The organism is Paenibacillus uliginis N3/975 (genome assembly GCF_900177425.1).
GTDB classification, from domain to species: domain Bacteria; phylum Bacillota; class Bacilli; order Paenibacillales; family Paenibacillaceae; genus Paenibacillus_AQ; species Paenibacillus_AQ uliginis.
The window spans coordinates 3,874,265-3,891,390 of the sequence record NZ_LT840184.1 but is presented as its reverse complement, the minus strand read 5'-3'; the positions used below and the strand labels follow the sequence as shown (position 1 = coordinate 3,891,390).

Genomic DNA, 17,126 nt, shown 5'->3' with positions numbered 1-17,126 from the left:
GGGGCAGGAAAGTCTTTTGCAGGCGTAGAAATCTTTGTTCATGTAGGGAGGAGAGTGAGCAAACATGAATCTGCATGTTGAAATGGAGCACCAGCGGCATGTGCTGATCGTCAGACTTTCAGGGGAACTGGATCATCATACCGCCGATCATGTCCGGATGCAGCTGGATGAAGCTATCCAGCGCCGTCAGACAGAGCACCTAGTGTTCAGCCTGAAGGATCTTGAGTTCATGGACAGCTCGGGACTGGGCGTTATTCTCGGGCGGTACAAGTTCATCAAACAAAAGGGCGGGAAAATGGCTCTGTGTGACGTTAATGCGCCGGTGTATCGTCTGCTTGAAATGTCAGGGTTGTTTAAGATCATGCCCATTTATGAGAACGAGAGTACTGCACTCTCGGGTTTGGAGGTAGTGTCATGAGTGAAGGGAAAACGCAGCATAATTTCATGACTCTGGAGTTTGCCGCAAAATCGGAAAATGAATCCTTTGCCCGAGTAGCTGTGGCTGCGTTTATATCTCAGCTTGATCCGACAATGGATGAACTCAGTGATTTGAAGACAGTCGTGTCAGAAGCGGTTACAAACTGCATTATCCACGGTTATGACAGTAACCCGGAGGGTGTAGTGAAGATTGAAGCCGCGATCGACGGGGATATGATCATTCTTGTCATTGAGGACAATGGGCATGGCATCGATGATCTGGAAATGGCTAAGCAGCCGCTTTACACGTCTAAGCCTGAACTTGAGCGTTCAGGGATGGGCTTTACGATCATGGAGAACTTTATGGACGAATTTGATGTCATCAGTGAGCCGGGGACCGGTACATCGATCAAAATGAAAAAACGGATCGAATCCAAGAAAGCTTTATATAATTAGGGGTTGGACAAATGGATGCCGATGTGAAGAAGACTTCGCAGACTTATTTGGACGACGCGGAGGTTAAGCGTCTGATAGCACTTAGCCAAAGCGGAGACACAGTTGCCCGGGATACGCTTGTAAACTGTAATATTCGTCTTGTCTGGTCGGTTGTGCAGCGGTTCATGAACCGGGGTTACGAGCCGGAGGATTTATTTCAGATCGGTTGTATCGGCCTTCTGAAATCCGTTGACAAATTCGATCTCAGTTATGACGTGAAGTTCTCGACGTATGCCGTACCGATGATTATTGGGGAAATTCAGCGTTTTTTACGTGATGATGGTACGCTCAAGGTAAGCCGTTCGTTAAAAGAAATGGCTAATAAAGTTAGGAAAAAGCGGGACGAGCTCTCCAAACACCTGGACCGCCTGCCAACGATTAAGGAAGTGGCAGAAGAGCTCGGAGTGACACCAGAGGAAGTGGTTTTCGCCCAAGAGGCGAACAAGCCGCCAACTTCCATCCATGAAACGGTATTCGAGAACGACGGAGATCCCATCACTCTGATGGATCAGATTGCGGACGAATCCCAGGAACGCTGGTTTGATAAGCTAGCACTGAATGAGGCGATTGGGGGCTTGTCTGAACGCGAACGGCTGATTGTTTATTTGCGGTATTACCGTGATCAGACTCAGTCTGAAGTGGCCAGCCGTCTTGGTATATCGCAGGTGCAGGTCTCAAGGCTTGAGAAGAAAATATTACAAAGTATCCGTAACCAGATTGCGCAGTAGTGTAGCAGTTACTGAGTCAGAAACGTCGTTCCTTGAGGAGCGGCGTTTTTGTGCTGCCTGCATATGGAAAGGTAAAAAAGAGTAGGATGAGCATTCATTTCCCATACTAACGGTAATTTAGCAGTAAAGGAGTGTTCCGGATGAAAGCCAATCCCACTCCGACGGTGTTTCTGCAATTGCGGAGCCGTATCCGCCTGCCCAGAGATCAGACCGTCAAACTCGGAGATGTTGCTTTTATTATTTGCGACCCGGAATGGGAAGAGAAGCTGTGCGGCTTGCCGCTCGTTCAACCCAAAGATCAGGACGGCAACAGGCTTCTGATGGACTTGATTCAGATCATTCCAAAGATTCGACAACTCATTCCGGAAGTGCATATTGAACCGATGGGAAACCACCATACTTTAGTGGAACTCATCGGCCCTTCTGCCAAGCCATCCCGATTTTGGTTTCCGGTCATTTGGCTGCTTCTGTTTTTTGGCTCTGCTCTGACCATCATGAACTTCCACGCCGACGTAAACATGTTGGAGGTGCATATCCGAATTGTCGAGATGGTAACAGGACAACGGGATGAGCATCCCTATTTGTTTCAGATTGCCTATTCATTAGGGATCGGTTTCGGGATGACGGTGTTCTTCAACCATTTATTCAAAAAGAAATGGAATGAGGAGCCAACACCGCTTGAAGTTGAGATGTATCTATATCAGGAGAACCTTGATCAATTTGTTGTGGCTGAAGAATACAGGAAGATGAGAACGGTAGAGATGGAAAAGACGATGCAAAAGAGAAAGCCAGGGGGAAAACGATGATCACCCTGATGCAGCAGTTGATTTCTATACTTCTCGGGGTAGCAGGTGGAATTGCAGTTGGCGGGGGTGTCATTGCGCTCATCATTGTGCTTGATATTGTACCGAGACTATCGCAATTAACTTGGACCTATGACCGTGTCCACTGGTATGAAGGAGCTCTGATTACAGGTTCGTTAGTTGGAACGATCGCTGATTTCTGGATGTGGAAAACATCCTTGGGGCCGGTGATCAGTACGATCATCGGACTGTTTTGCGGTGTGTTTGTCGGTATGCTGGCAGCGGCTCTGACCGAAGTGTTGAATGTTCTGCCGATCTTGGCCAAGCGGCTGAAGCTGACTGGTTATTTATTGGGTTTGTTAATGGCGATGGTAGCCGGCAAAGTTGCAGGGTCTCTATTCGATTGGTTTGTTTACCGACAGTAAGCGACCGCAATAAGGAGGTAAAGTAAATGGATGATAAGACGGGATCAACAGGCTATGGAGAGGAAAACATTCCGGTAGTTCCTCCTTCAGTCATCAAGTCATTGGAAGAGGAGGAGTTAGTCAAAAAGAGAGAAGCTGAATCCTCTGACAACACTCACGAATCTGTAGTGTATTGGCAGGGTTCCGATGAAATCCCCAGCAATTTAAAAGATCTGAAGGGAATCTTGAAAGAGGTAGTGGGGCTTGGTGTTTCTTTTGACGTCGTCCTGCGTGAAATGACGGTTGCCGGCAGAAAGACGGGACTGTTGTTTTTAAATGGGTTTACCAATGATGTGGTATTGACGGAAATTCTAGATCGTTTTACCTATTTGACTTCGGAGGATGTAGGTAATCATATCGTTTCCACGATCAAGAATCAGTATATTCCTTATGTTCAGGTGGAGGAGATTACTGAACTAAGTGAAGCGATTAATAATGTACTCTCGGGCTTGTGTACCGTTTTTTTTGAAGGTGAACATACAGCCATTCTGCTGGATACGAGAAAATATCCTACAAGGTCTCCTGAAGAGCCCGCAATTGAACGGGTCGTGCGCGGCGCTAGAGACGGATTTACTGAATCCATAGTTACGAACATTAATCTGGTCCGGCGCCGTGTACGGGATCCGGGACTCCATTGTGAAGCCATGCAGGTAGGACGACGTACTCAAACCGACGTGTGTATTATTTTCATAGATGATATTGTCGACAGGGAACAAGTGGAGGCCATCCGCCACAAAATTCAAGAGATCGATCTAGAAGGTCTACCTCTCGGAGACAAACAGTTGGAAGAAGCTATTGTTAATAAAGGCTGGCATCCTTATCCGCTGGTCCGCTATTCAGAGCGGCCTGACGTGGTCGCCTCCCACCTGCTCGAAGGCAGAGTCGTAGTGATGGTAGACACCTCACCAAGCGTGATGATTATGCCGACGACGTTCTTTGACCTGTGCCAGCATGCAGAAGAAAACAGACAGACGCCGTTTATGGGCACCTACCTGCGCTGGATTCGTTTCGGCGGTATATTCGCATCGATGTTTCTTTTGCCGCTATGGATGCTGCTGGTCATACATCCTGAACTGAAACCGCCGTATCTCAATATATTGGGACCAAGGGAAATGGGGAAAATCCCAATTATTATGCAGTTCTTAATCGTCGAATTCGGGGTGGATTTGATGCGCCTTGCCGCTGTTCATACACCCACCCCTCTGGCATCTGCCATGGGATTGATTGCAGCAATCCTCATCGGAGATGTTGCCGTTAAAACGGGATTGTTTGTTAACGAAGTGATGCTGTATATGGCGGTTGCTGCGGTTGGTATGTTTGCGACACCGAGTTATGAGTTAGGGTTAGCTAACAGGGTCGTACGTCTTGCACTTCTTATAGCAGTAGCGATGTTCGGGTTGAAAGGGTTCGTGATTGGAACGACGCTGCTCATTCTGATGCTGACCACACACCGGTCATATAACTCCTCATATTTATGGCCTTTTATCCCATTTAGTGCAAAGGCGATGGGGGAGGTATTGTTTCGTAAGCCGCTGCTATATTCCAGAACACGTCCGGCTCTGAACAAGGCCAGGGATAACAGCAAGATGGGGCCTGAAATGAGTCCAAAAAGAAAGCAATAACAAATAACACAAAGGTTATGTTGAAAAATCCATTTTATTTACGTTTCGTTGTCTGCTATACTGTGAACAATTATTCGATAATCTTATTTTGTAAATATTGATCGGAGGAATTGTGGGATGTTTTTACACGGTACTAGCAGAATTAATGAACGGGGACATCTAGAAATTGGCGGGTGCGATACAGCTGATTTAAAAGCACAGTTCGGAACCCCTCTTTATATTGTAGACGAGCAGTCGGTTCGTAACCGCTGCAGAGAATATATCGACGCTTTCAAGGTTTCAGGCTTGAAATATCAGGTGGCTTATGCAAGCAAGGCTTTTTGTGTGATGGCTATGTGTCGGCTGGCGGAAGAAGAGGGGATGTCCCTTGATGTCGTATCCGACGGAGAGCTTTACACGGCTCTGGAAGCGGGGTTCCCCGCGGAACGGATACATTTCCACGGCAATAACAAAACACCGGATGAAATCGAAATGGCTTTGGATGCCCATATCGGCTGCTTTGTAGTAGACAACGAGGTAGAGCTTCATCTGCTGCAGGCTATTGCGGCTGAGAAGGGCCGTCAAGTGAAGATTCTGCTTCGCGTAACTCCTGGTGTAGAAGCACACACTCATGAATATATCTCCACCGGTCAAACCGATTCCAAATTCGGATTTGACATTGGTAACGGCTCGGCTTATGAAGCGGTGAAACTTGCAGCGTCTCAACCAAATCTTGAACTTCTCGGATTGCACTCCCATATCGGATCACAGATTTTCGAAGTGGAAGGCTTCCAAATGGCGGTTCAGCGTGTAGCTGAATTTACACGCTCTGTTAAAGAAGGTCTGAACGTGACGTTCAGCGTGGTAAATCTCGGCGGTGGTTTTGGTATCCGTTACGTGGAAGGGGATACTCCACTTCATGTATCACAGTATGTTAAGGCGATCACGGACGCAGTCAAGACACATTTTGCAGGCATTGCACCTGAACTTCCCGAGATTTGGGTTGAACCGGGCCGCAGTATCGTAGGCGATGCAGGAACAACCTTGTATACGGTGGGAACCAGCAAGGATATTCCAGGCGTACGTAAATATGTCGCAGTTGATGGAGGCATGACAGATAATCCTCGTCCTGCGCTGTACGAATCCCAATATGAGGCACTTCTCGCTAATCGGGCGAATGAGCCGGTTGAAGAGAAGGTCTCGATTGCAGGGAAATGCTGCGAAAGCGGCGATATGCTAATCTGGGATGTGGAACTGCCCAAAGTTGAATCCGGCGACTTGCTTGCCGTTGCTTGTACAGGAGCCTACAACTATTCCATGGCGAGCAATTACAACCGGATCCGCAAGCCGGCGGTTGTGTTCGTTAAAGATGGTATTGGTGATCTGGTCGTTCGTCGCGAGAGTCTTGAAGACATCGTCAGACACGACGTGGTGCCTGTGCGTATCAACAAGCAGACCGTATTGAGCTAGATATACTGACCTGCCCGCAACAAGGATCACTCCCTTACATCTGTATAGGGGGATCCTTTTTTTCTGAGTAACTGTAACTTTATCTCGCAAGAAAAACTACCAATAAGTGCGGTCTGCCTTCTTTAGGGTACGTCGATAGACGCTTTTCTTATGGCCAACCTGTTTGCAACAGATGTTGCAAATAAGATACAATGGGAACGTAATCAAGACATGGAAATGGAATTGATTAGAACGTCATTGATCGAACAATATACTAAGGGAAGTGAAGAGAAATGAAAAAAGGTACAATCGAGTTAGAAAACGGCGGCACAGTGGAAATTGACTTTTTTCCTGAAGAAGCGCCTAATACTGTAGCCAACTTCGAAAAATTGGCTAACAGCGGTTTTTATAACGGACTTAGCTTTCACCGTGTAATCCCGGGCTTTGTAGCTCAAGGGGGATGCCCGACAGGAAATGGTACAGGTGGTCCTGGCTATACAATCGACTGTGAGACGGCTACTAACACAACCAAGCATGAAACCGGCGTATTGTCCATGGCGCATGCAGGCCTTAACACTGGCGGCAGCCAGTTCTTCATCTGCTACGGTCCACAGCCTCACCTGGACGGCGTTCATACGGTATTTGGCAAAGTGACAAGCGGTATGGAATTGGTAAACAGTGTAAAACCAGGCGACAAAATGAAAGAAGTTAAAGTGTTCGAAGCTTAATACAAAATTATGGACAACCTCCCCAAGTCGTTATCTAGATAACGGCAGGGAGGTTGTTTTTTTGATTCGTACATAAAAAAACCAGTTGCTTTAAACAACTGGTCGAAATTAATTAATGAAATTTACCTCGTATATCATGGAGGATTTTAACAATTTCACCAAAAGCCATAAAAGATATTCCACTTATAAAACCACTAGACCACCATGTTATAGCTGTAACAAGTGAAAAAGATGTATGATAACCATCTTTTTCACTTGCAAATACAATACCAGCAATAAATGATATTACAAAAATTGACACACCTATATAATGAAGTGTTTTATGAAAAATGTTATTTTCGGGATATACCTTTTTTGGAAATATGTCTCGATTGATTTGCTCTTCTGTGTCAGATTGTAGAATTTTTTCAAGTTCAGTAGTCAAGTTATTGGGCACTCCTTTTCTTTTGTGTTAGAAGAAATGAAATAAATAAATTAACCATCGAAAGTGAGAAGAGGAAGTTAAAAATATTTATCGTTCTATATGTCCAATCTAGAGCACGGTAAAAATCAAAAAAGAAATAGTAATCAGATGGTTCAAACCACTGTAGTATCAGATACATTAATTGACCAAGCGAAAACAATACAGAACCAATAATGGCTAGTATTATTGATTTCTTTAATTTCATGGAAAAACCTCCCTATTTATCGCAATAGGAGTATAGTACTATATCAAACGAACTATAGTCTAGGTAATTAATGGATTTGATTAATGAGCAAGTTTAATAGATTTGAATCGCCGTATTTGAAGTCAAAAGCCAAAAATACATACTTATTAAATATTTATTACTGTGAAAAAGTAAGCTTCGGACCCTTGCTTTTTTGCTTATTGAGTGATAAGCTTTTTTCATGATTACCACTTAATTTCGATATTTTCAAAACAGTGGTATCAAGAACATGTAAGGATACAATTTAATAATGAACGATCCTTCGGGGCAGGGTGAAATTCCCTACCGGCGGTGATGGACGTGGTGAAGAAGCGTAAAGCCTATGCAAAAGCTTATCACTGCGGACTTAGTCCGTGACCCGGATATACGTAAGTATATGCGGTGGACCTGGTGCAAATCCGGGACCGACAGTATAGTCTGGATGGGAGAAGGAGAGAAGGCGAATTATCGCTTGTTTTGCGGTATAGTCTGATAGGAAAGTAATAATTGATATGTGCAGGTTTTCACAAAGTATGTGCAACAAATGGTATTGCTTTTTGAGCAGTACAGTTGATGCTCTTCTTTGGTTATAACCAGCATGTCTTGTTTATTTCTGTCCGTACTATACATTTATTCTCCCAATTAAATCAAAGCCCTGTTTGGATTATATGATCCGGACAGGGCTTTTTTGTGCAGAACGGGACAACATCCCGTGCAGGAATGTTGAACCCGGTTCGACCTGACTGCTTGTCAGTGCGAAACTTCGATGTGAGGGGAGGCGAATATTGTTGATGGATATGATGAATGATGAATTTTATATGTCACTGGCACTGGAAATGGCAGAGCGGGCTCAAGGACAGACGGGTATCAATCCGGTAGTTGGGTGTGTCATTGTGAAAGATGGCAAGCTTATCGGGATGGGTACGCATCTGGAAAGAGGTGCTCCTCATGCCGAAGTGCATGCACTCCAAATGGCGGGAGCCAAAGCTTTTGGTAGTACGGTTTACGTAACACTAGAGCCATGCAGTCATTTCGGTAAGACGCCTCCATGCAGTGAAAGGTTGATCGCGGAAGGTGTCAAGCGGGTCGTTATTGCGAGTAAAGATCCCAACCCTCTTGTTGCAGGCAAGGGAATTGAAATCCTGCAAGGTGCTGGAATCCAGGTAGATACAGGGATTCTGAGCGAGCGTTCCCGCAAGCTGAACGCGCCGTTTATGAAGTTCATAACGACAGGCAGGCCCTATGTCACGCTGAAAACGGCAAGCACATTGGATGGCAAAATCGCTTCCAAAACCGGTGATAGCAAATGGATATCTAATGAAGGAGCCAGAGATAGGGTTCACACCCTCCGGCATCGGCATCAAGCGATTATTGTCGGTGTATCTACCGTCATAACAGATGATCCGGAGCTTACGACTCGTTTGTCGGTTGAGGGACTGAATCCGACTCGAATTGTGGTGGACTCCAAGCTGAGAATTCCGCTCAGGAGCAAAATGCTTCATGACGGGGCAGCTCCAACACTAATTTTAACAACAGGGCAGGGGGATCCAAAGAAACGGGAGGCACTCCATGAAATAGGAGCCGAGGTGATTTCCTGCGGCGAAGGCCCCCGGGTAGACTTAAAGCTTGCAATGGACCTATTAGGTCAGAAGGAGATCGGCTCTATCCTGCTAGAGGGAGGCGGCACTCTAAACGGATCCATGCTTGAAGAAAGGCTTGTGGATAAGGTGGTCCTTTTTATGGCTCCAAAGATTGTCGGCGGCTTGGGCGCCCCATCAAACTTCATGTTTAGTGGGGTAGAGCAGATGAGCGATGCCATCACGTTGAACGATGTTGAATTCGAACAACTGGGTGATAATATGTGTATCACTGGAACACCGGTCTGGTCCGAATCTGTAAATTAAGCTGATACAAAAAACGGACATAATCTGGAAAGGAGGAGGCTTATGTTCACAGGACTTGTGGAAGAGATCGGTGAAATGCGCCAGATTGGTCGCAAAGGCGAAGCCATGGTGCTTAGCATATCGGCATTACGTATAATGGATGATTTAAAGCTTGGCGACAGTGTCGCGGTCAACGGGGTATGTTTAACCGCAACAACGATCGGAAAGAGCATGTTTACGGTAGATGTCATGCCAGAAACATACCGGAGCACCAATCTCAAAGAGCTTCAAGGAGGAAGCAAAGTAAATCTGGAGCGGGCGATGGCTGCTGGAGCCAGATTCGGAGGCCACATCGTCCAGGGCCATGTTGACGGCGTTGGGATCATCCGAAGCGTTCATTCCGATCAAAATGCGGTTGTCTATGAGATTGCTCCATCGAACATGGATCTGTTTAAGTACATCATACCTAAGGGCTCGGTCACTCTGGACGGGATTAGCCTAACGGTCGTTAAAATTAATGATTCTTCATTCACCGTTTCGATCATTCCTCATACGCTTGCCGAAACCGTGTTGGCATTTAAAAAAGCGGGCGATAAAGTGAATATAGAAAATGACATCTTAGGTAAGTATGTTGATCACCTGCTTCATTATGGCTCACAAGGGGCTGCCAGCAAAACATCAAGCACCGGAATCAGTCATGATTACCTGTCAGAGCATGGTTTTGCCTAGTTAAGGCCTTAATACATCTCCATGAAAATGAGGAGGAACAGCAATGAATGACCGATTTGAATTCAGTGCGATAGAGGAAGCGATATACGATCTAATGAGAGGAAAAGTCGTTATTGTAGTTGATGACGAAGATCGGGAGAATGAAGGGGATTTTATCGCACTTGCAGATAAAGCAACACCGGAAGTGATTAATTTTATGATCACGGAAGGCCGGGGGTTAGTGTGTTTGCCCATCACCCAAGCAATGGCTCAGGAACTGGATCTGAAACCGATGGTATCTCAAAATACCGATTATCACGGAACGGCGTTTACCGTGTCCATTGACCACAAAGATACGACCACAGGCATTTCAGCCTTTGAGCGTTCATTAACTGTTCGTGGCATTATGGACCCTAACGCGGTGCCGTCCGATTTTCGAAGACCAGGTCATATGTTTCCTCTGGTTGCGAAGGATGGCGGTGTTCTGCGTCGTGCAGGTCATACGGAAGCTGCGGTTGACTTGGCCCGCTTATGCGGATCTTATCCGGCGGGTGTCATCTGCGAGATTATTAAGGAAGACGGTACCATGGCCCGTCTGCCGGATCTCGCCCAGATCGCTCAGAAGAATGATCTGAAGCTGATCAGCATTAAAGATCTGATTCACTATCGCAATGAAAAGGATAAGCTTGTTAATCGAGAGGTTTCCGTGCGAATGCCAACCGATTTCGGAGAATTTCAGGCAATCGCCTACACGAATGAGGTTGACAGCAAAGAGCATATGGCACTTGTAAAAGGCGATATCAACGGGGATAAACCAGTTCTCGTGCGCGTACACTCCGAATGTTTAACTGGAGACGTATTTCATTCCCACCGCTGTGATTGCGGTCCACAGTTTGAGGCAGCTTTACGACAGATTGATGAAGCGGGTGAAGGCGTTTTGCTGTACATGCGGCAGGAAGGTCGGGGAATCGGACTTATTAACAAGCTGAAGGCGTATAAGCTCCAAGAACAGGGGCTGGATACGGTGGATGCCAATCTGAAGCTGGGCTTCCCGGCGGACCTGCGCGACTACGGGATCGGAGCGCAAATTCTGAAGGATCTCGGCATTCGCCAAATCCGGCTACTGACGAATAATCCACGGAAGATTAAAGGGCTTGAGGGCTATGGACTTGAAGTTGTGGAGCGTGTTCCCATCCAAATGCCAGAGAATAAGGATAATACCGGTTATTTGCATACTAAACAGGCCAAGCTGGGCCACATGCTGAAGTTTGATGATATTGAACAGAACGAACAAAGCAGCAAATAAAGAACTATTAGACCAATAAACCAATCCGAAAGGTTGATGACAAGTATGGCACATTATTTTGAGGGCAATCTCGTATCCGAAGGGTTAAAGTATGGCATTGTTGTAGGACGATTTAATGAATTTATTACCAGTAAACTGCTGGGCGGAGCGTTAGACGCGTTGAAACGCCACGGTGTTCAGGAAAACGAAGTGGATGTAGCGTGGGTTCCCGGTGCATTTGAAATTCCTCTGATTGCTCAAAAAATGGCGGAAAGCGGTAAATACGATGCGGTCATTACGCTTGGTACAGTGATCCGTGGATCGACTACACATTATGATTATGTGTGTAATGAGGTTGCGAAAGGTGTATCTGCCATCAATCTCAAGTCGGGCGTGCCAACTATTTTCGGCGTAGTGACAACGGAGAATATTGAACAGGCGATTGAGCGCGCAGGAACCAAGGCCGGCAACAAGGGTTGGGATTCTGCAATGGCAGCAATTGAAATGGCAAACTTGACGAAACAGTTAAAATAGTGCTTATTTAATGTAGTGCCCTTTTTTTCGGGCACTGCATTTTATTTTTTGGCGGGAGGATTCACCGTGACCGTAGTATTGTACAAGCTGGATACGTTTGAAGGACCGCTGGATCTGTTGCTTCATCTCATAGATAAAGCGGAAATTGACATCCAGGATATTCCCGTCAGTGAGATTACCGAACAGTACATGGCTTATCTACAGAGCATGCAGGAGCTGGAGCTTGAGATTACCAGTGAGTTTTTGGTGATGGCTGCCACACTGCTTTCGATTAAGAGTAAACTTTTGCTTCCAAAACCTCCGGTTATTGAAATGGACGAGTTTGATTTTTATGAAGAAGATGATGTGGATCCGAGAGCGGAGCTTATACAGAGACTGATCGAATACCGGAAGTATAAAGGAATCGCACAGCATCTTCATGAACGTGAATGGGAGCGGAGCCTGATCTATTCTAAAGAACCGGAAGATCTATCCCCTTTCATGCCTGTGATTGAGGAGAATCCTGTACAGGGTTTACACACCTCGGATCTCATTGCCGCCTTTCAAAAGGCGCTCAGCAAAGCGGTCAAGCGCACGTCGTATGCCCGTATTCAAAGGGATGAAATATCGGTTAAAGATCGGATAAGACAGGTGGTACAGACTCTGGAAAGTGTTGGTCCGGGAGGAAGAGTGCTGTTCTCCAGGCTGCTGCACGAAGAGATGGTAAGGCATGAGATTGTCGTTACTTTTTTGGCGATTCTAGAATTAATGAAAATGAAACAAATATGGTGCTTTCAAGAGAAGTTGTTTGATGACATCGTAATGGAGTGGAGAGGGGAAGTAAGGTTTGATGGATTTTCCGAAGCTGAAATCGATTATTGAGGGACTGCTGTTTTTATCCGGCGAGGAGGGTTTGTCGGTCAAACAAATCGCAGAAATTACTGAGCAGCCGACTGACATGATTACCGATGCGCTGAACGAGATGAAAAAGAGCTGCGAACAGGAGCATAGAGGTATTCAAATCGTCCAAATAGCGGGAAGTTATAAGCTGGCTACATTGCCTGATCATGCCCCTTATTTCGAAAGGCTCGCTTATTCTCCTTCACGCTCTTCCCTATCGCAGGCAGCGCTTGAGACATTGTCCATCGTCGCTTATAGACAGCCAATCACCCGTGTCGAGATCGAGGAAATACGTGGTGTGAAAGCCGAGCGGGCGATTCATACGCTGACCAATAAGGGATTGATCGAGGAAGTAGGTCGGGCGGAAGCGATCGGAAGACCGATTCTCTACGGAACGACCAAGTCGTTTTTGGACTATTTCGGACTTGCTAATATCAAAGATTTGCCGGAGCCTTCGCAATTTGAGGCGGATGTGGACAGTCTGGAGGAAGAGACTCAGATGCTGTTTGATAAACTGGACGGAAAGCAGCTTACCATTGATGATGTAAATTGAAATCTTGAAAAATTTTAGGCCTGGGGATTTTCTTTTCCCGGGTTTTTTGCTTATTCTCGCAGAAACGCCGTCCCCCTTTGAAAAGAACGCCGAAGTCGTTTCTACTTGTTTCTGTTCACTTCGAATCATTTTACGGATATTTTGTCATACTAAGCCAAGAGTGTTTAACAATGTTTGGGGGTTACAGTGTGGGGATATGGCTTATTCTACTAATACTGGTGCTGCTTATATTGGTTGCTCTGCTTATCCTCGTCATGGCGTCCACCATTACGATTCGAGTGCACCTTATACTTCGAAGTAAAGAATACAGCATGATTGTCAGAATTCGGATGCTGTACGGATTGGTGAATGCGCGGATTGAAGTACCTATTATGCTGAACGATAATGGCATTGAGTACACAGTCAAATATTTTTCTAAACAATCCGAAGGAACCAGCCAAGATTTAATGGAAAACTCAAAATTCCAGAAGCTTCGATTCAATGACTATCGGCATTTGTTTCAGGCGACTGACGGTTTTAAAGACTGGTTTCTAAACACGATGTCCAACGTGAGGTTATCGGAGATCCGTTGGTCTACCTCTCTTGCCCTTGATAATGCTGCCGAAACTGCAGTAGCTGCGGGTACTGTATGGGGAGTGAAACATACGATCTTGGGCTGGTTATCTTTCCATCTTAGGATGAAAAGTACACCTGAGCTGCATGTATTACCTGAGTTTAACGGACCGCCACAATTGTCGACCGATTTCAGCTGTGTCGTTCGTGTTTCCTGTGGTAGAGCCATCATTGCCGGGCTGAAACTTGTCATTCGAGTATTGAAAATCAAAGGCGGACTGAAGATTTGGCAGAACACCTTATTTAAGGCTTGATTGGAGAACAGGATATGTAAAGTTTTAAGTAGGAGATGTCTCAAAAGGCCACCGGAGGATTTATCCTTGGGTAGCCTGCTTGGTTTTGTGGTCTATGGTGTGCTTTTTGAGTAAACTGTGATGGCACCACCAGGGAGGTGGCATCAATCAGCTGTTCGTCTAGTCGGTTTACCGTTTCATTGACAACGTGAACGAGATAATTCGTCGAGACATGTTCTTCCAGATCCAATTCGGGGGCAAAATTGAGGTGTACCAGAATATACCGAAATTCAGTAAACTCCAAATTAATCCTGGTGTCTATAAGTATAAGGATGAAACTCGGGATGTTGAAATACCGTTAAACAGGTAAAAATTAAGAAGTAGCAATCCAAAAAAGTTAGAAAACAAAAGGCGCCCATTTAAAGAGGGCGCCTTTTGTTTTTACATTTTTTGTTCAGGCCAAGCTTTAAACTCATACATATTACGTCCATCATCCGTGCAAACTGTTAAAAGTGAAGGGAAGCCCTTATTTTTTACACCAGCAGAGGAGGAGTCATCATGTCAAATCACCCTATCCAAGGGTTAATGCAAACAGCAATGGAAAACATTAAAGCCATGGTTGATGTCAACACCATCGTTGGCGATCCTGTTAATACACCAGATGGAACTGTAATCCTTCCGATTAGTAAAGTGGCATTTGGTTTTGCAGCAGGCGGTAGTGACTACAATACGCAAAATGGCAGCAGCGGCCTTACGGGCGGAGACAAGCAGCAACAGAGCTCACTCCCTTTCGGCGGTGGTAGCGGTGGCGGTGTTTCCATTCGACCTATCGCATTTCTCGTTGTTGGCAAGGAAGGCGTTCATATCGTTCCATTGGATAACCAGACACATCTGTTCGAACGTATGATTGATGCGACCCCTTATCTTCTCGAGCAAATTCAATCGATGTTTCAAAGTGGATCCAATAATTCTAGTTCTTCCCAAAACGCAGCGCAGACTTCGAACTAATCTGTTCGCAGATCCCTTCCGATCAGACCGGAAGGGATCTTTGTTGTTCTTTCACGACCGAAATTATGGGTATAAACGGGATCGGATTCGGCAGATGGACATACCCCCGGCAAATTCTGCATATACTTGTACAAGATTTCTGATCACCGGAGGATAAAATTTATGAATCGATATAAGCTTTTTTCAGTCAGGTCAATGTTCCTATGGGTAACATCTTTCATTCTTCTGTTTAGTACGTCGACATCAGTGTATGCGGCACCTCAGAGTGAGGAGCCTGTTCCGCCATCAAACCATGCACAGGCCGCCGCATTGATTGACGTCACGTCAGGGAGGATACTGTACAGCAAGAAGGGAGACGAACGTCTTAGAATTGCCAGTTTGACCAAAATCATGACGGCGATTGTAGCTATTGAACGGGGAAATTTAAAAGATCCGGTCAAGGTAACCAAGAATTCGTTTGCCAAGGAAGGTTCATCTTTGTTTTTGAAACTTGGAGAGGAAATGTCACTGGAAAATCTGCTCTACGGTTTGATGCTGCGCTCTGGAAATGATGCGGCTTCGGCTATTGCAGAGCATGTGGGAGGATCCGAAGAAGGTTTTGTGCTTATGATGAATGAGAAAGCAACTGCGCTTGGACTCAGCAATTCTCATTTTATGAATCCTCATGGGCTTGATCACGACGAGCACTATTCATCTGCTAATGATTTAGCCAAGTTAACCGCTTATGCATTGAAAAATCCGACATTCCGTGAAATTGTAAAAACACCCGTAAAGCGGGCGCCAAATCCGAATGAGAAATGGGATTACAAGTGGGACAATAAAAATAAAATGCTCCGTTTTTACGAAGGGGCGGACGGCGTAAAGACGGGATACACGAAAAAAGCTCTTCGCTGCCTGGTTAGCTCGGCCACTCGTAACGGCCAGCAGATTGCGGCAGTGACACTGAATGACGGTAACGATTGGAATGATCATTCCAAGCTGCTGGATTACGGTTTTGCACATTATCCTATAACGCAATTAACTGTAAAAGGGCAGAAGATTCAGGGGTATTCCCTTGTAACTGGGACTGGTTTTTCATACGCTCTTGCACAGGGCGAAGAGGAACGAATAATTAAAAAGCTTGTGCTGGATAAACGAAGCAACCCTGATTTGAGCTTTGGGCTTCGGGGATTTGTAGAGTTTACATTGGATGGGACTATGATTGGCCGGGTGCCTGTATTTGTGGAAGGAAGCAGACTGCCTGAGGAGTATTTCACCAATCAGAGGGAAAAAACGGCTTTGGCAGGTGACAATAGTAAAGGTTCACTGTGGCAGGCGGCGGGTCAAATTCTGAGATTGATGTTTAGAGGAGTTAACTAGCAGTTTCGAGCTTCAGGGAGAGGAGCTTGAAACAGGAAAGAAACGGGGGAGAGAGAAATGATCAATGTGATATGGATGGGTATGATTCTCATTGGATTTATTTTCGCCGTGGTCAACGGAAATATCGAAAGTGTCACAAAAGCCGCTTTTGATGGAGCTCAGACGGGTGTGACGGTCTCGTTTGGATTGATCAGTGTTCTTGTCTTCTGGCTCGGAATGATGCGGCTGGCTGAAGACTCTGGCATGCTGGCCAAGGTGGCTAAGCTCATGGGTCCACTCGTTCGCTTTTTATTTCCCGACGTACCTAAGAATCACCCCGCCATGGGGTACATATTGTCTAATATGAGCGCTAATCTGTTCGGTCTTGGCAACGCAGCCACACCTATGGGAATCAAGGCTATGCAGGAACTTCAAAAGCTGAACCCGGATAAAGATACAGCGACTCCAGCGATGTGCACCTTGCTGGCGCTAAACACGGCAAGCATTACTATTATTCCGACAACATTGATCGCCATAAGGATGAACTATCAATCTGCTAATCCCGCGGAGATTGTCGGCACTACACTGCTTGCTACGGCGGTGGCAACCTTGGCGGCCATTGCTGCCGACCGCTGGTTTAGAGCACTCACGATCCGGCGCACAAAGCCGCCCGGTGCCGGTAATGGTCTCGGTGCAAATGTTAGCGGGAAAGGGTGAGGACA

The 17,126-nt window shown here is 45.9% G+C and carries 20 protein-coding genes and 1 riboswitch; of the genes, 18 read left to right on the top strand and 2 right to left on the bottom strand.

Annotated features, from left to right (window positions below; all coding sequences use genetic code 11):
- Positions 1–64: 64 nt before the first annotated feature.
- From spoIIAA to B9N86_RS18410, 8 genes are all read left to right on the top strand, one after another.
- Complete coding sequence (gene spoIIAA / locus B9N86_RS18445) at positions 65–418, top strand: anti-sigma F factor antagonist (protein WP_208914602.1); 354 nt, start codon at positions 65–67, stop codon at positions 416–418.
- The gene (spoIIAB, locus tag B9N86_RS18440; protein WP_208914601.1) at positions 415–873 is read left to right on the top strand and encodes an anti-sigma F factor; all 459 of its coding nucleotides are present in this window, start codon (positions 415–417) and stop codon (positions 871–873) included. Before spoIIAA ends, spoIIAB begins: the two co-directional genes overlap by 4 nt.
- An 11-nt stretch (positions 874–884) precedes the next feature.
- A complete protein-coding gene (sigF, locus tag B9N86_RS18435; RefSeq protein WP_208914600.1) occupies positions 885–1,640 on the top strand; it encodes an RNA polymerase sporulation sigma factor SigF in 756 nt (251 codons plus the stop codon).
- A 140-nt stretch (positions 1,641–1,780) separates the two neighbouring features.
- Positions 1,781–2,446 (top strand): stage V sporulation protein AA, encoded by a 666-nt coding sequence (locus B9N86_RS18430; RefSeq protein ID WP_208914599.1) that lies wholly within the window; start codon positions 1,781–1,783, stop codon positions 2,444–2,446.
- Complete coding sequence (locus tag B9N86_RS18425; protein ID WP_208914598.1) at positions 2,443–2,868, top strand: stage V sporulation protein AB; 426 nt, start codon at positions 2,443–2,445, stop codon at positions 2,866–2,868. Before B9N86_RS18430 ends, B9N86_RS18425 begins: the two co-directional genes overlap by 4 nt.
- 26 nt (positions 2,869–2,894) lie before the next feature.
- Positions 2,895–4,529: a spore germination protein gene (locus tag B9N86_RS18420; RefSeq protein WP_208914597.1), complete on the top strand. Its 1,635-nt coding sequence runs from the start codon at positions 2,895–2,897 to the stop codon at positions 4,527–4,529.
- Between the two features lie 117 nt (positions 4,530–4,646).
- Positions 4,647–5,978: a diaminopimelate decarboxylase gene (gene lysA / locus B9N86_RS18415; RefSeq protein ID WP_208914596.1), complete on the top strand. Its 1,332-nt coding sequence runs from the start codon at positions 4,647–4,649 to the stop codon at positions 5,976–5,978.
- Between the two features lie 272 nt (positions 5,979–6,250).
- Positions 6,251–6,685, top strand: a complete 435-nt coding sequence (locus tag B9N86_RS18410; protein WP_208914595.1) for a peptidylprolyl isomerase — start codon at positions 6,251–6,253, stop codon at positions 6,683–6,685.
- Between the two features lie 112 nt (positions 6,686–6,797).
- Here B9N86_RS18410 and B9N86_RS18405 read toward each other — a convergent pair whose 3' ends face one another.
- The gene (locus tag B9N86_RS18405; RefSeq protein WP_208914594.1) at positions 6,798–7,109 is read right to left on the bottom strand and encodes a hypothetical protein; all 312 of its coding nucleotides are present in this window, start codon (positions 7,107–7,109) and stop codon (positions 6,798–6,800) included.
- 1 nt (position 7,110) lies between these two features.
- Complete coding sequence (locus B9N86_RS18400; protein WP_208914593.1) at positions 7,111–7,353, bottom strand: hypothetical protein; 243 nt, start codon at positions 7,351–7,353, stop codon at positions 7,111–7,113.
- A 293-nt stretch (positions 7,354–7,646) separates the two neighbouring features.
- Positions 7,647–7,829, top strand: a riboswitch (FMN riboswitch).
- A gap of 333 nt (positions 7,830–8,162) precedes the next feature.
- Here B9N86_RS18400 and ribD point away from each other — a divergent pair.
- From ribD to B9N86_RS18350, 10 genes are all read left to right on the top strand, one after another.
- Positions 8,163–9,275: a bifunctional diaminohydroxyphosphoribosylaminopyrimidine deaminase/5-amino-6-(5-phosphoribosylamino)uracil reductase RibD gene (gene ribD / locus B9N86_RS18395; RefSeq protein WP_208914592.1), complete on the top strand. Its 1,113-nt coding sequence runs from the start codon at positions 8,163–8,165 to the stop codon at positions 9,273–9,275.
- Between the two features lie 42 nt (positions 9,276–9,317).
- Positions 9,318–9,983, top strand: coding sequence for a riboflavin synthase (gene ribE, locus B9N86_RS18390; RefSeq protein WP_208914591.1), 666 nt, complete (start codon positions 9,318–9,320; stop codon positions 9,981–9,983).
- A gap of 43 nt (positions 9,984–10,026) precedes the next feature.
- Positions 10,027–11,268 carry a bifunctional 3,4-dihydroxy-2-butanone-4-phosphate synthase/GTP cyclohydrolase II gene (locus B9N86_RS18385; RefSeq protein ID WP_208914590.1) on the top strand — a complete coding sequence of 414 codons (1,242 nt, stop codon included), beginning with the start codon at positions 10,027–10,029 and terminating at the stop codon, positions 11,266–11,268.
- A gap of 45 nt (positions 11,269–11,313) precedes the next feature.
- Complete coding sequence (gene ribH, locus B9N86_RS18380; protein WP_208914589.1) at positions 11,314–11,781, top strand: 6,7-dimethyl-8-ribityllumazine synthase; 468 nt, start codon at positions 11,314–11,316, stop codon at positions 11,779–11,781.
- 66 nt (positions 11,782–11,847) lie between these two features.
- Positions 11,848–12,642 carry a segregation and condensation protein A gene (locus B9N86_RS18375; RefSeq protein WP_208914588.1) on the top strand — a complete coding sequence of 265 codons (795 nt, stop codon included), beginning with the start codon at positions 11,848–11,850 and terminating at the stop codon, positions 12,640–12,642.
- On the top strand, positions 12,611–13,213 hold the full coding sequence (scpB, locus tag B9N86_RS18370; protein ID WP_208920524.1) for an SMC-Scp complex subunit ScpB: 603 nt from the start codon (positions 12,611–12,613) through the stop codon (positions 13,211–13,213). Before B9N86_RS18375 ends, scpB begins: the two co-directional genes overlap by 32 nt.
- A gap of 188 nt (positions 13,214–13,401) precedes the next feature.
- Complete coding sequence (locus tag B9N86_RS18365) at positions 13,402–14,079, top strand: DUF2953 domain-containing protein (RefSeq protein ID WP_208914587.1); 678 nt, start codon at positions 13,402–13,404, stop codon at positions 14,077–14,079.
- Between the two features lie 537 nt (positions 14,080–14,616).
- The gene (ytfJ, locus tag B9N86_RS18360) at positions 14,617–15,066 is read left to right on the top strand and encodes a GerW family sporulation protein (RefSeq protein WP_208914586.1); all 450 of its coding nucleotides are present in this window, start codon (positions 14,617–14,619) and stop codon (positions 15,064–15,066) included.
- 162 nt (positions 15,067–15,228) lie between these two features.
- Positions 15,229–16,425, top strand: a complete 1,197-nt coding sequence (locus tag B9N86_RS18355) for a D-alanyl-D-alanine carboxypeptidase family protein (RefSeq protein WP_208914585.1) — start codon at positions 15,229–15,231, stop codon at positions 16,423–16,425.
- 57 nt (positions 16,426–16,482) lie between these two features.
- A complete protein-coding gene (locus tag B9N86_RS18350; RefSeq protein ID WP_208914584.1) occupies positions 16,483–17,121 on the top strand; it encodes a nucleoside recognition domain-containing protein in 639 nt (212 codons plus the stop codon).
- The last annotated feature ends 5 nt before the right edge of the window (positions 17,122–17,126 follow it).